At 74.5% G+C, this 12,793-nt stretch carries 14 protein-coding genes; 6 read left to right on the forward strand and 8 right to left on the reverse strand.

Going from position 1 to position 12,793, the window contains the following annotated elements; genetic code table 11:
- The first annotated feature begins 14 nt into the window (after positions 1-14).
- Positions 15-581: a riboflavin biosynthesis intermediates N-glycosidase gene (gene ybiA / locus ABD823_RS24695; RefSeq protein ID WP_344863526.1), complete on the forward strand. Its 567-nt coding sequence runs from the start codon at positions 15-17 to the stop codon at positions 579-581.
- Between the two features lie 16 nt (positions 582-597).
- Here ybiA and ABD823_RS24700 read toward each other — a convergent pair whose 3' ends face one another.
- The 6 genes from ABD823_RS24700 to ABD823_RS24725 form a co-directional block, all read right to left on the reverse strand.
- On the reverse strand, positions 598-1,362 hold the full coding sequence (locus ABD823_RS24700; RefSeq protein ID WP_344863528.1) for a hypothetical protein: 765 nt from the start codon (positions 1,360-1,362) through the stop codon (positions 598-600).
- A 66-nt stretch (positions 1,363-1,428) separates the two neighbouring features.
- A complete protein-coding gene (locus tag ABD823_RS24705) occupies positions 1,429-1,629 on the reverse strand; it encodes a helix-hairpin-helix domain-containing protein (RefSeq protein WP_344863530.1) in 201 nt (66 codons plus the stop codon).
- A gap of 119 nt (positions 1,630-1,748) precedes the next feature.
- A complete protein-coding gene (locus ABD823_RS24710; RefSeq protein ID WP_344863532.1) occupies positions 1,749-3,392 on the reverse strand; it encodes a GMC oxidoreductase in 1,644 nt (547 codons plus the stop codon).
- 83 nt (positions 3,393-3,475) lie between these two features.
- Positions 3,476-4,018, reverse strand: coding sequence for a carboxymuconolactone decarboxylase family protein (locus ABD823_RS24715; RefSeq protein WP_344863534.1), 543 nt, complete (start codon positions 4,016-4,018; stop codon positions 3,476-3,478).
- The gene (locus tag ABD823_RS24720; RefSeq protein WP_344863536.1) at positions 4,015-5,094 is read right to left on the reverse strand and encodes an NAD(P)H-dependent amine dehydrogenase family protein; all 1,080 of its coding nucleotides are present in this window, start codon (positions 5,092-5,094) and stop codon (positions 4,015-4,017) included. The genes ABD823_RS24715 and ABD823_RS24720 overlap by 4 nt, the downstream gene beginning before the upstream one ends.
- Positions 5,095-5,184: 90 nt before the next feature.
- Positions 5,185-6,267, reverse strand: a complete 1,083-nt coding sequence (locus ABD823_RS24725) for a GlxA family transcriptional regulator (protein WP_344863538.1) — start codon at positions 6,265-6,267, stop codon at positions 5,185-5,187.
- Positions 6,268-6,394: 127 nt separating this feature from the next.
- Here ABD823_RS24725 and ABD823_RS24730 point away from each other — a divergent pair, with 127 nt between their 5' ends.
- Both ABD823_RS24730 and ABD823_RS24735 read left to right on the forward strand, forming a co-directional pair.
- Positions 6,395-7,279, forward strand: coding sequence for an NAD(P)-dependent oxidoreductase (locus ABD823_RS24730; protein ID WP_344863539.1), 885 nt, complete (start codon positions 6,395-6,397; stop codon positions 7,277-7,279).
- Complete coding sequence (locus ABD823_RS24735; RefSeq protein ID WP_344863541.1) at positions 7,276-7,941, forward strand: DinB family protein; 666 nt, start codon at positions 7,276-7,278, stop codon at positions 7,939-7,941. Before ABD823_RS24730 ends, ABD823_RS24735 begins: the two co-directional genes overlap by 4 nt.
- A 24-nt stretch (positions 7,942-7,965) precedes the next feature.
- Here ABD823_RS24735 and ABD823_RS24740 read toward each other — a convergent pair whose 3' ends face one another.
- Positions 7,966-9,207, reverse strand: coding sequence for a multidrug effflux MFS transporter (locus ABD823_RS24740; protein WP_344863543.1), 1,242 nt, complete (start codon positions 9,205-9,207; stop codon positions 7,966-7,968).
- A 61-nt stretch (positions 9,208-9,268) separates the two neighbouring features.
- Here ABD823_RS24740 and ABD823_RS24745 point away from each other — a divergent pair, with 61 nt between their 5' ends.
- Positions 9,269-9,715, forward strand: coding sequence for a MarR family winged helix-turn-helix transcriptional regulator (locus ABD823_RS24745; protein ID WP_344863545.1), 447 nt, complete (start codon positions 9,269-9,271; stop codon positions 9,713-9,715).
- Between the two features lie 18 nt (positions 9,716-9,733).
- Here the strand turns inward: ABD823_RS24745 and ABD823_RS24750 are convergent, their stop codons facing one another.
- Positions 9,734-10,615, reverse strand: a complete 882-nt coding sequence (locus ABD823_RS24750; RefSeq protein WP_344863546.1) for an alpha/beta fold hydrolase — start codon at positions 10,613-10,615, stop codon at positions 9,734-9,736.
- A gap of 204 nt (positions 10,616-10,819) precedes the next feature.
- Here ABD823_RS24750 and ABD823_RS24755 point away from each other — a divergent pair, with 204 nt between their 5' ends.
- Positions 10,820-11,440: an L-threonylcarbamoyladenylate synthase gene (locus ABD823_RS24755; RefSeq protein WP_344863548.1), complete on the forward strand. Its 621-nt coding sequence runs from the start codon at positions 10,820-10,822 to the stop codon at positions 11,438-11,440.
- 65 nt (positions 11,441-11,505) lie between these two features.
- Entirely contained in the window at positions 11,506-12,753 is a 1,248-nt protein-coding gene (locus ABD823_RS24760) for an AI-2E family transporter (protein WP_344863550.1), read from the forward strand.
- The last annotated feature ends 40 nt before the right edge of the window (positions 12,754-12,793 follow it).

Below are 12,793 nucleotides of genomic sequence, written 5' to 3' on the forward strand. Positions count from 1 at the left end.
GCAGGGTGCGCGGTATGGCGGAGACGGCGGACGTGCGTGACGTGGCGGCCCTGACCGCGGCGGTGGAGCGCGGCGAGCGGGTCAGATATCTCATGTTCTGGGGGCACCGACCGCCGCGTTCCGGCGGGGTCGGGGCGGGGTGCCTGTCGCAGTGGTGGCCGGCGGACTTCACCGTGGAGGGCGTCGTCTACCGCACCGCGGAGCACTTCATGATGGCCGGCAAGGCGCGGCTGTTCGGCGACGAGGAGACCGCGGCGGAGATCGTCGCGGCCGGCCACCCCAAGCAGGCCAAGGACCTGGGGCGGCGGGTGCTCGGCTTCGACGAGCGGGTGTGGGAGGCGGCCCGCTTCGACCTCGTGGTCCGGGGCAACCTCGCCAAGTTCGGCCAGAACCCCGACCTGGGGGAGTTCCTGCTCGGCACCGGGGAGCGGGTGCTGGTCGAGACCAGCCCGGTGGACCGCGTCTGGGGGATCGGCCTGGCGGCCGACGACGAGCGGGCCGCGCATCCGGAGCTGTGGCGGGGGCTGAACCTGCTCGGGTTCGCCCTCATGGAGGTGCGGCGGGCGCTGCGACTGCGGTGACGGCCGGCGCGGGCCGTCAGTCCGTCCGGAGCACCTCGTCGTGGAAGCGCCGGACCAGCGCCCGCGCCTCGTCCTCCCGTCCCGGGGGCACCGCGACGTCGGCCAGCCGCGTCGGCACGGCGCCGCCCCTGCCCTGCACCATCGCGGTGAACCGCAGGACCGCCGGGTCCCCGCCGGCGGCCTCGACGAGGTCCACCCCGCACAGCCGGGTGCCGAGCGAGCGCAGTGCGACGTACCCTCCCGGCCTGCGGTAGACGCCGAGCGGGCTGATGTGGATCTCGCCCCGGGGGCTCCCGCGCGCGGGCAGGGCGGTGCCCGCGGTCGCGACGGCCGCGAGCGCCACCAGCGCCATCCCGGCGCTCAGCACACCGGCGAAGACGAACAGGTCCACGCCCGCGACGAGCCCGATCACGGCCGCCACCAGGCCGACGGCCAGCGCGAGCAGCGCGGCCGTGTAGGAGTCCCGCCGGTCGCGGCGGGACTCGACGCCGTTGGCGGCCCTCCAGGCGTCCTCGTCGTAGTGCCAGTGCGCCCAGCCCTGTCCGGCGAGCATCCGCTCCATCTCCCGCAGGTGCTCCTGCGGCCGCGTCGTCGTCGCCAGGACGAGCAGCACCACCAGCAGCACCGCGGCCGGCAGGCCCAGGGAGAGGAGCCAGACGGCGCCGGGACCCTGGTCCCAGCCGCGGAGCAGGAGCCGGAGCGCCACCGCGATCACCACCGTCCCGCCGAGGGACGTCAGGAGCAGCGTGCGGAGGTGCACGATCGAGAACAGCCGGATCACAGCGAGGAAGATATCCGAATTACCCCTTTTTGGACAGAGGTATCCGATATCCATGCGGTGCCGGCGTCACCCCTCGCGGAAGGACAGGCCCCGTCCGGCGAGGGCGTCGCGGAGGATGCCCACCGCCTTCGGCCCCACGCCGTGCAGCGCCAGCAGCTCGGCCTCGGTGACGGCGGTGAGCTGCTCCAGCCGGGTGTGCCCGGCGACGGCCAGCGCGCGCCGCGCCGGGGCGCCGATGTACGGCAGATCGCTCTCGTCGGTCTCCACGGGGTCTCCTCTCTCCTGCGGTCCGGCCCCGTCCTATCAGGCCCCACCGACAGGTCCGGAGCCCGCCGTACGGCCGGCGGTCCGGCCCGTCCCGGCGGTCCCGCCGCGCCGGGACGTCGTCACAGGTCGGTGGCGATGATCTTCTCGATGTTCCGTTCGGCGAGCGCCGTGATGGTGACGAACGGGTTGACCGTGGTGTTGCCGGGGATCAGCGCGCCGTCGATGACGTACAGGCCGGGATAGGCGGTCAGGCGGCCGTAGTGGTCGGTGGCCCGGCCCAGCACCGCGCCGCCGAGCGGGTGGTACGTCAGGTGGTCGCCCCAGATCTTGTAGACGCCGAAGAGGTCGGTCCGGTAGATCGTCCCCTCCTTGGCGTTGATCCGGTCGAAGATGGTCCTGGCCATGTCGATGGACGGCTGCTTCCAGGCGGTCCGCCAGTCCAGCTCCACCCTGCCCGCCGCGGCGTTCCAGGAGAACCGGGCGCGGTGCGGGTTGGCGGTGATCGTCAGGTAGAACGAGGCGTAGGTCTCGATCCCGGTGGGCAGCGGCGCGACCTCGGCGAACGCCCCGCCGGCGGCCCAGTTGTCGATGCCCGCGCAGGGGATGGCCGACTGGAGCCTGCCGGTCGGGTCCCACAGGTGGTTGGCGCGGCCGCACATGACGTTGCCGTTGTCACCCCAGCCCCTGCCGACCTCGTCGTTGAGCAGGGGCAGCGCGCCGGTGGCCTTCAGCGTGACCAGGAGCTTGCTGGTGCCGACGCTGCCGGCGGCGAAGAACACCCGGTCCGCGGTCACGGTCTTGGTGGCCGTGACCGCGCCGCCGGTGTCGAGCTGCTCGGCGACGACGGTGTACCCGCCGCCGCCCGCGGGCGCGACCGAGACGACCCGGTGCAGCGGCGAGACGGAGACCCTGCCGGTGGCCCTGGCCCGGGCGAGGTACGTCTGCTGCAGCGACTTCTTGCCGTGGTTGTTGCCGTAGAGGATCTCCCCGGCCAGCGCGGACTTCGGGGCGGTCCCGGCGGCCTCCCGCTCCATGTGGTCCCAGTCGTACACGTCGGGCACGAAGACGAACGGGAAGCCGGAGCGCTGGGCGTGCTTGCGGCCCACCCGGGCGTACCGGTAGCACTCGGTGGAGTCGAACCAGTCCGGGTCGACGGTGCCGACCCCGAGCTCGGCGTTGGCGCGCGGGTAGTAGACGCCGTACATCTCGGCGGGGTCCACCGAGGGCAGGACGGCGCCGAAGTTCTCCCGCCGGGGGGTGACCGCCATGCCGCCGTTGACCAGCGACCCGCCGCCGACGCCGCGCCCCTGGTAGACCGTGATGCCGCCGAACTCCTCGGCGTCCAGGATCCCGGTGTGGCGGGGGATGTCCCGGTCGATCGGGAGGCCGAGGAAGTAGTTGAGCGGCGCCTTGGTCCGGGTGCGCAGCCAGTACGACCGGTGGTCCGGCTCCAGCGTGTTGCAGAAGACCTTGCCGTCGGGGCCGGGGGTGTCCCAGGCCATGCCCATCTCGACCATGTGCACGTCGACGCCCGCCTGGGCGAGGCGGAGGGCGGCGACGGAGCCACCGTACCCGGTGCCGATCACCAGGACCGGGAGGCGGGCCCCGGAGACGAGCAGGGCCGCCGCGGGGGCGGCCTCCGCGCGGGCCGCGGGGACGCGCCCCGCGAGGGCCGCGGCCCCCAGGAGGGAGCCGGTCCCGGCGATGAATCCACGGCGTGAGATGCCCGGGTGACCGGGGTGTCCGGAGGTGCTGCCGCTCATGTGACGTCCTCACTCATCACGAGGAGACGAGGGCGGGTCCCGAGTGCCGCCCGTCTCCCGGCTCGCCGCCCGCAGGGCGGGGGTCAGCGCCCGGCCGTACGGCCGGGGCCGCGGGATGCGTCGTCCGCCCGGCCGCCCGCGGGGGACGGGCCGGCGGGCAGCGCGCACACGGTGTCGAGGCCGAGCACGTGGTTGAGCCGGCCGAACGCCAGCCAGGCCCCGATGCTCATGCTCAGCTCGACGATCTCGGTCTGGCTGTAGTGCGCGGTCATCCGCGCCCAGAACGCGTCATCGAGGCCGTGGTGGTCCAGGGCGTACCGCTCGGCGTACTCGGCGGCCAGCCGGGTGCGCTCGTCGAAGGCGTCGGTGGCGCGCCAGTCGGCCACCGCGTCGGCGAACCCCTCCTCGACCCTCCGGCCGTCCCGCTCGGTGCGCCAGTCGAGGCAGAAGGCGCACCCGTTGATCTGCGCGATCCGCAGCCGCGCCGCCTCGAACTCGCGGAGCCCGAGCGTGGTGTGCTCGTACACCGAGAGCGACAGGTGCGAGGCGGCGGCCCCGATGCCGGGGACCATCTCGCCCCACACGTACGCGATCGGGTCCTTGCCCTCGGGGACGTCGATCCTCATGAGCGTTTCCTCCCGAGCCTGCCGGTCGCGGGGCGCAGCGGGACGTCGAGCGCGTCGTAGAGGCCGGGCTCGGCGTCCGCGAGCCAGTCGATGGCGCCCACCAGCCGGCCGGCCGCGGTGGCGTTCCCGCCCGCGGACCGGTTGCCGCCCTCGTCGACCGCCTCGACCGTGACCTCGATGCGCGGGCGGCCCTCGATGATCACCCGGTGCGCCCCGGCGCCGCCGGGCGGCGCCGGCCAGTCCGGCGCGCAGGACGGGTGGATGCGGGTCACGTGCTCGATGACGATGCGGGGCTCCCCGTCGACGATCCCCTGCACCTCGAACCGGACCGCGCCCTGGGTGCCGGCCTCGAACACGCCCATCGCCGCGGTGGTCACCGCGGCGTCGAGCGGGCGCCGCTCCACGGTCTCGCGGATCCCGTCGAGCCCGGCGCCGAGGGCCCGGGCCATCAGCCGTACCTGCCCGCCCCACACCATGGTCGGCACCGTCGGCGCGATCATGGGCGGTTCGTAGTCCATCGGCCGGCCCATGCCGACCAGGTTGCGGACCGAGTCGGGCTGGTCGTAGGTGGAGTAGTCGAAGATCTCCTGGCAGCGGACCGCGTCCACGACGGTGCCCAGCCCGCTGACCAGCAGCGGCAGCACGTCGTTGCCCCAGCCGGGGTCGACGCCGGAGACGAACAGCGAGCCGCCGCCGTCCGCGATGGCGGCCAGCACCGGCTCCCGGAGCTCCGGCGGGGCGCTGCGCTGGTCGTAGAGCGCGTACAGCGAGGGGGTGACGACCACGGCCCCGGCCCGGATCGCCCTGACGACGTCGGCGAGGGCCTCCTCGGGCCGGACGTCGCCGGAGGCGGCGTACACCACGGCACGGGGACGGGCGGCCAGCACCGCGCCGACGTCGCCGGTCGCCGCCAGCCCCAGGCGGTGGCCGAGCCCGCCGAGGTCGCCCGCGTCGAGGCCGACCTTGCCGGGGGAGTGGACGAGCACGGCGGACAGTTCCAGCGCCGGGTGGGCCTCGACGGCCCGGATGGCCGCCCGCCCGACGTTCCCGGTGCCCCAGACGACCGTGGAGAGCATGAACTGAACGTAGCAAGCGCTTGGTTCAACGCATAGGGCGTCCCCCGCCGCCCCACCCGCCACCTCAGAAGTGTGTCCGGCGGGTTACGGTCACGCGCCGGTGCGCCCCGGGGAGCCGGCCGCCCTCCCCGGGGCCTCCGGCCGGGCGTCCGCGGGGCCGGTCCCCGTGGGACCGGACCCGGTCCGGTGCCCTCCGGGGAAGGCCCGCCGGTACTCGCCCGGTGGCACCCCCACCTGCTTGAGGAAGTGGTAGCGGAGGTTGTTGGCCGTCCCCAACCCGCTCAGCTCCCCGATCCTCGCGATCGGCAGGCCGGTCGACTCCAGCAGGCTCTGCGCCAGGGACAGGCGCCGGTTGAGCAGCCACTGCATCGGCGTCATCCCGGTCGCCGCGCGCAGCCGCCGGTAGAACGTCCGAGGGCTCATCGCGGCCCGCCGTGCCAGGTCCTCGACGGTGAGCGGCCGGTCCAGGTGCGCGCCGGCCCACTCCAGGGCGGGCACCAGGCTCTCGTCGTCGGCCGCCGGCACGGACAGGTCGACGAACTGCGCCTGGCCGCCGGGCCGGTGGGCGGGCACCACCATCCGGCGGGCGAGCTGGTTGGCGACGTGCGCGCCGAGGTCGCGCCGGACCAGGTGGAGGCAGAGATCGAGCCCCGCCGTCAACCCGGCGCTGGTGAGCACGTCGCCGTCGTCCACGTACAGCACCGAGTCGTCGACCCGGACCTTCGGATAGCGCTCGGCCAGCTGGGCGGTGTGCATCCAGTGGGCGGTGGCCCGCCGCCCGTCGAGCAGCCCCGCCTCGGCGAGCGCGAAGGCGCCGGTGCACAGGGAGACCATGCGGGCACCGGCGGCGTGGGCGCGGCGCAGGGCCGCGATCAGCGCGGGCGGCAGCGGCCGCCCCTCCTCGACGCAGGAGTCGGGCACCGAGGGCACGATGACCGTGTCCGCCCCGTCGAGCCCGTCGAGCCCGTACGCGGCGCGCAGCGTCAGCCCCGGCCCGGCACGGCCCTCGCGCGGCCGCTCACCCGTCCCGCACAGCCGCAGGTCGTACCAGGGATCGGCGAGATCGGGCTGCGGCTTGCCGAAGACGGTGCAGGGGATGCTCAGCTCGTACAGGTCCCAGGAGGGGACCTCGATCTCCTCGGCCACGACCACGGCGACGGAACCGGCGCTCATTCCCCCGAGCCTATGGCAGGAATTTGTCGATCATCGTCATTCCTGTCACTGTCCCCGGGCCCGGCGCGCTGGGAACGTGGTCCCCACGTGATCGACCGCCCTGGGCGGATGGACGAGGAGCTGACACATGAATTCCGATCACCCGGCCGTGACCGTCATCGGCCTGGGCTCGATGGGTTCGGCGCTGGCCGCCGCACTGCTGGACCGCGGCCACCCGACCACCGTGTGGAACCGTACGGCGGGCAGGGCCGAGGCGCTGGCGGCCCGGGGCGCCCGCCCCGCCGCGACCCCGGGGGAGGCGGTGGCGGCGAGTCCGCTCGTCGTCGCCTGCGTGCTCGACTACGAGGCGCTGCGCGCCGTCCTGGAGCCCGTCGAGGGCTCCCTCGCCGGCAAGGTCCTGGTCAACCTCACCTCCGGCTCCCCGGAGCAGGCGCGTGAGACGGCCGGCTGGGCCCGGTCGCTCGGCGCAGGCTACCTCGACGGCGCGATCATGACGACCCCGCCGGGCGTCGGCAGTGCGGAGATGATGTTCCTCTACAGCGGCCCGCCCGAGGTGTTCGACGCCCACCGCCCGACCCTGGCGGCCCTGGGCGACCCCGTGCACCTGGGCGCCGACCCGGGGCTGGCCTCCCTCTACGACGCCGCGCTGCTCGGCCTGATGTGGTCCACCCTGACCGGCTGGCTGCACGGCGCCGCCCTGCTCGGTGCGGAGAAGGAGGAGGCGACGGCCTTCACGCCCTTCGCGGTCCGCTGGCTGACCGCCGTGGCCGGCTTCATGACGACGTACGCCCCGCAGGTGGACGCCGGCCGCTACCCGGGCGACGACGCCACCGTCGACGTGCAGATCGCGGCCATCGACCACCTCATCCACGCCGCGCGGGCCCGGGGCGTCGACAACGCGCTGCCCGAGCTGCTGAAGCACACCATGGAGCGGGCCAGGGACGCGGGCCACGGCTCCGACAGCTACGCGAGCGTGATCGAGGTCCTGAAGAACCCGGCGGGCGGCCGATGAGCGCCCCGGCGGCGCCGGCCGCCTCCCGCCCCGGGGCCGGACCGGTGCCTCCCGCCGCCGCGTGGCCGGACCTGCTGCCGGCGGTGGCGGACGAGTGCCGGGCCGTCCTCCTGGAGGGCGCGGGCCGGGACTGGTCACGCCGGGCCGGCGACCTCGACTGGACCTGCCGGCAGACCCTCGACCACCTCGCCCTCGGCCTGGTCGGCTACGCGGGCCTGCTCATCGCCCGCCCTCGCGACCGCTACATCACCCTCTTCGCCTCGCTGGACTCCCGGGCGCCCGTCCCCGCCTGCCTGGAGGGCGTCGGCATCGCCGCCTCCCTCCTGGCCGCCACGGTCCGGGACACGGCCGCGGACGTGCGCGCCTGGCATCCGTGGGGCCACTCCGACGCCGCGGGCTTCGCCGCGATGGGGATCACCGAGCTGTCCGTCCACACCCACGACATCGCCCGCGGCCTCGGGCTGTCCTGGACACCGCCCGGCGGGGCCAGCGCCGCGGTCCTCGCCCGCCTCTTCCCCGACGCGCCGTCCGGGCACGACCCGTCCGCCACCCTGCTGTGGTGCACGGGCCGCATCCCGCTCCCCGGGCTGCCCCGCCGTACGGCCTGGCGCTGGCACGGCGGCGCCGCGCAGGACCCCGCGGCGGCCGCGCCGGGCGGGTAGCCCCTTCGGGGTCCCTCAAGGCGGTCAGGGCACGGCGGGCGAGGGCTCGGCCCCGCGGGCGCGCTCCCCGGAGGGCTCGGCCGCGCCCCTGGTCAGCAGCCGGGCGGCCAGGCCCAGGACGGCCGTGGTGACCAGCGCGATGCCCATCGGCAGCCCGGTGTCCTCGCCGGCGATGCCGACCAGGGGGGAGACGAGGGCGCCGAGGGCGAACTGCAGGGCGCCCATGACGGCGGCGGCCGTGCCGGAGGCCCAGGGGGCGCGGTCGACGGCCAGCGCCGAGGCGTTGCCCAGGATGAGGGTGACCGAGCCGACCAGTACGAACAGCACGGGCAGCACGACGGGGGCGGGCAGGCCGAGCGCGAGCAGCGCCAGCAGCACCACCGAGAGCACCAGGACGACGATCTGGCCCGCGGTGAGCAGTGTCCGGGGGTGGAAGCGGCCGACCAGCCGGGAACCGAGCAGGCCCGCCGCCATCATGCCGAGCGCGTTGACCGCGAAGGCGACGGTGTAGGCGGTGGTGGACAGGCCCAGCACGCCCTCCAGCACGAACGGGGAGGCGGAGATGTAGGCCATGAGACCGGCGAAACCGAGCGCGAAGGCGAGGGTGTGGCCGAGGTAGACGCGGTCGGTGAAGAGCCGGCGCACGGTGCGTCCGGTGACGGCCAGGCCGCCGGTGTGGCGCCGGTCGGCCGGCAGGGACTCGCGCACCGTGAGCAGGGATCCCAGCAGCATGAGGGCGCAGATCGCGGTGAGCACCCAGAACTCGCTGCGCCAGCCGAAGGGCACGAGCGCGCCGCCGGCGAGCGGGGCGACGACGGGGGCGATGCCGCCGATGCTCGCCAGCAGCGCGAAGATCCTGGCCGCGGCGGGGCCGGCGACGCGGTCGGCGACGGCGGCGCGGGCGATGACGATGCCCGCCGAGCCCGCGAAGCCCTGGACGAACCGCGCGCCGATGAGCACCCGTACGTCGGGGGCGAGCGCGCACGCCGCACCGGCCGCGGTGGCGACCGTCATGGCGACGAGCAGCGGGGCGCGGCGGCCGAAGCGGTCCGACAGCGGGCCGATGAGGAGCTGGCCCGCGGCGAGCCCGATGAGGAAGGCGGTCAGGGTGAGCTGGACGGCGGGAGCCGTGGTGCGCATGTCGGCGGCCAGCGCGGTGAAGGCGGGCAGGTACATGTCCGTCGCGAACGGCGCCAGGGCCGACAGCAGGGCGAGGACGAGCAGGAGGGGGCCGGGCACGCCGGAGCGTTCGACGGGGCGGGGCATTCGGAGGTCTCTCTGTCGATACTTATATTTATATATACATAATCATATGTATCATGGGACCGTGGACGACACCCTGACCCTCCGCTCGCTCGGGACCGTCCTGCGCGACCTCAACCGCACCCTCGTGCGCCGGGGCAAGCGCGCGGCGGGGATCGAGCCCCTGCCGGAGACGGAGGCCGGCATCGTCCGGCTGGTGGTGCACCGGCCGGGGGCGAGTCCCGGGCAGATCGCCGCCGAGCTCGGCATGCAGCCGAGCAACGTCAGCGCGGCGCTGCGCCGCCTGGCCGAGGCCGGCCTGGTCACGCGCGAGAGCGACCCGGTGGACCGCCGCGCGACCCGCGTCCTGCCCACGTCCCGCGCCGTGGAGAACGCCCGCCTCCTGGAGGAGGCCAGGGCGGAGCTGCTGGCGGCGGCCCTCGACGGCCTGACGGCCGAGCACCGGGAGGCCCTCCTGCGGGCGATCCCCTCCCTCGGCGCCCTGGAGCGCGCGCTGCGCGACGGCGCCTGACCGCCCGCTCGGGGCGCGTCAGCGGACAGGGTCCTCCCCGGCCAGGACCCGGCGCAGCGTGGCGGCGAAGGCCTCCGGGTCGCCCTTCATGCCGAACTCCCCGCCGAGGAAGCCGGCGTGGTGGCTGGGGAAGACCACGGGCTCCGAGCCGAGCCGCGCGGCGACCGCCACGCCCGCCCGGTGGGCCATCTCCCCCTCCGACTCGGCTCCGACGCCGACCGCGATGCGGGTCGGCGCGGCGCGCAGGGCGTCGAAGTCGTGCTCGTGGTGGGTGCAGGTCATGAGGTTCTGCGCGAACATCGGGTCGTCGCGGGAGCCGTCGTCCTCCACCGGCAGCCCGAGATCGGCCGGGCCGGGGAAGGGCCGGTCGGCGAAGTCGGCCGGGATCTCGCCGCGCAGCCCGGTGACCGCGATGAACTTCGCCATCGCCGCGCCGAAACCGTCCCGCTCGTACGTCCGGCGGATGTCCGCCACCGCGGCCAGCGCCCGCTCCCGGTCCGGCAGGACCTGGGCGGCCGGGGGCTCGTGCGCCACGAGCGTGCGCACCTGCTCCGGGTGCCGGGCCACCAGCACCAGCGCGTTGACGGCGCCCCCGCTGCTGGCGAAGACGTCCACCGGCCCGCCGCCGAGCGCGGTGATCAGCCGGTGCAGGTCGTCGGCGTGCTGCTCGGGCGTCAGCTCGCCGCCGCCGTCGGTCCGCTCGCTCCGCCCGACCCCGCGCGGGTCGTAGGTCGCCACCGTGCGGTCCCGGAAGTACCCGGCCAGGGTGGTGAACCCGCCGGCGTCCATCGGGGAGCCGATCATCAGCAGAACCGGCGCGTCGGCCTCGTCGGCCTCCCGCACGTCGTAGCGGAGGACGGCACCGGGCACCTCGAGGGTGCGGGTCCTGGGCTCGGTCATGCGATCTCCTTGTCGACGATCGTGATGGGGGCCGCCGGGAGCGGTGCTGTCCGCCACCCGGCAGCACGGAAATCGAACACCCTTTCGGGGGAACCTTAGTCCAGTCCACCGACAGTGTGCAGGGGGTGATCGGACCGGTCTGCCGGTCCTCCTGCGGCGGTCCGGCCGTCCTGTGCCGGAGCGCCGGCTCCTAAGCTCTCAATCATGGCGAAGTACTTCGATGTGCATCCGGACAACCCGCAACCCCGAGTGATCCGTCAGGTGGCCGACCTGCTGCGCGCGGACGGGCTGATCGCGTATCCGACGGACTCGTGCTTCGCGCTGGGCTGCCGGTTGGGCAACAAGGAGGGCATCGACCGGATCAAGGAGATCCGCCGCCTCGGCGACGACCACCACTTCACCTTGATGTGCGGGAGCTTCGCCCAGTTCGGTCAGTTCGTCCACATGGGCAACGCGCTGTTCCGCTCGATCAAGGCGGCCACCCCCGGCAGCTACACGTTCATCCTGCCCGCGACGAAGGAGGTGCCGCGGCGGTTGCTGCATCCCCGGAAGAAGACGGTCGGCGTCCGCATCCCCGACCACGTCGTCACGCAGGCCATCCTGGCCGAGCTCGGTGAACCGCTGCTGTCGAGCACCCTGCTGCTGCCCGATGAGACCGAGCCCATGACGCAGGGCTGGGAGATCAAGGAGGAGCTCGACCACGCGGTGGACGCCGTGATCGACTCCGGTGACTGCGGTGCCGTGCCGACGACGGTCGTCGACTTCTCGCAGGACGAGCCCGAGATCCTCCGCAGAGGAGCCGGAGATCCCTCCCCGTTCGAGTAGGCGGCCTGCGCGCCACGGGGCAGGCGGCGGGCGGCTCCGCCCACCGGGCGCCTTAGGGTGATCCCATGCCTGCCCCCATGAGTCCCGCGAAGACCCGAGCGGCACTGCGTGCCTCGGCCCGCATCTCCCTGGAGCTGCTCCTGGTCCTGCTGGTGATCGTCGTGGCGCTGTGGACGCTGGGCCGGATGTGGTCGGTCACGTGGCCGGTGATCGTCGCGCTGCTGCTGACCACGCTGACCTGGCCGCCCACCCGCTTCCTGCGCCGGCGCGGCTGGCCCCCCGCCCTGGCCGCGTCGGTGGTGACCGTGCTGTTCCTCGTGCTGGCGGCCGGCATCGTGGTGCTGATCGCCGTACCGGTCGCGTCCCAGTCCGGTGAGCTCACCGCCGGCGTGATCGACGGCATCCAGAAGATGCGGGGATGGGCCGCGGGCCCGCCGCTGAACATCGGCGACGACCAGCTCGCGCAGGCGCTCGACACGGCGGTGACCCGCATCCAGGACAGCGTCGGCAGCATCGTCAACGCGACCGTCACCGGCGTGGGAACGGTGCTCAACGGACTCGTCACCACGGTGCTGGCCCTCTTCCTGATGTTCTTCTTCCTCAAGGACGGCCCCAGATTCCTGCCGTGGCTGACCCGCCAGCTGCCCGGCAGGCTCGCCGTCGACCTCCCGGCCGTCGCCGCGCGCAGCTGGGACACCCTGGGGGCGTTCGTCCGCTCCCAGGCCTTCGTCGGGCTGCTGGACGCCGTCTTCATCGGCCTGGGCCTGTGGATCGTCGGCGTGCCCCTGGTGCTCCCGCTGGCGGTGCTGACGTTCGTGTCGGCGTTCGTGCCGATCATCGGCGCGCTCTTCGCCGGATTCGTGGCCGTGCTCATCGCGCTGGTCTCCAACGGCCTGACCGACGCGCTCATCGTGCTGGCCGTCATCATCGCGGTGCAGCAGCTCGAGGGCAACGTCTTCCAGCCCATGGTGCAGAGCCGCGGCCTGGGCCTGCACGCGGCGGTGGTCCTGCTCGCGGTCACGCTCGGCGGCAGCCTGGCGGGCATCGTCGGGAGCCTGCTCGCGGTGCCGGCGGCCGCGCTGGTCGCCGTGTTCTGGAACTACCTGCGCGAGCAGCTCGGCGAAGCGGGCCCGGAGCCGGGCGCGGGTGAGCCGGGACCGGAGCCGGGGCCTGGTCCGGAGCCTGGTCCGGAGCCGCGGGCGGGCGGATCGGACCGGGAGCCGCGGGCGGGCGGATCGGACCGGGAGCCGGGGGCGGGCGGATCGGACAGCGGTCCGGCACCCGCGCCCGCTCCGGCACCGGCCTCGGGGTGAGACCCCCGGCACCGGCCCCGGGGCGGGATGCCCCGGGGCC

It is taken from the genome of Planomonospora alba, from assembly GCF_039534085.1.
Taxonomy (GTDB): Bacteria; Actinomycetota; Actinomycetes; order Streptosporangiales; family Streptosporangiaceae; genus Planomonospora_B; species Planomonospora_B alba.

Coding starts and splice junctions, on each gene's coding strand:
- ybiA (WP_344863526.1), top strand. CDS start 15: ATGGCGGAGACGGCGGACGTGCGTGACGTGGCGGCCCTGACCGCGGCG.
- ABD823_RS24710 (WP_344863532.1), bottom strand. CDS start 3,392: ATGAGCGGCAGCACCTCCGGACACCCCGGTCACCCGGGCATCTCACGC.
- ABD823_RS24715 (WP_344863534.1), bottom strand. CDS start 4,018: ATGAGGATCGACGTCCCCGAGGGCAAGGACCCGATCGCGTACGTGTGG.
- ABD823_RS24720 (WP_344863536.1), bottom strand. CDS start 5,094: ATGCTCTCCACGGTCGTCTGGGGCACCGGGAACGTCGGGCGGGCGGCC.
- ABD823_RS24725 (WP_344863538.1), bottom strand. CDS start 6,267: ATGAGCGCCGGTTCCGTCGCCGTGGTCGTGGCCGAGGAGATCGAGGTC.
- ABD823_RS24730 (WP_344863539.1), top strand. CDS start 6,395: ATGAATTCCGATCACCCGGCCGTGACCGTCATCGGCCTGGGCTCGATG.
- ABD823_RS24735 (WP_344863541.1), top strand. CDS start 7,276: ATGAGCGCCCCGGCGGCGCCGGCCGCCTCCCGCCCCGGGGCCGGACCG.
- ABD823_RS24740 (WP_344863543.1), bottom strand. CDS start 9,207: ATGCCCCGCCCCGTCGAACGCTCCGGCGTGCCCGGCCCCCTCCTGCTC.
- ABD823_RS24750 (WP_344863546.1), bottom strand. CDS start 10,615: ATGACCGAGCCCAGGACCCGCACCCTCGAGGTGCCCGGTGCCGTCCTC.
- ABD823_RS24755 (WP_344863548.1), top strand. CDS start 10,820: ATGGCGAAGTACTTCGATGTGCATCCGGACAACCCGCAACCCCGAGTG.
- ABD823_RS24760 (WP_344863550.1), top strand. CDS start 11,506: ATGCCTGCCCCCATGAGTCCCGCGAAGACCCGAGCGGCACTGCGTGCC.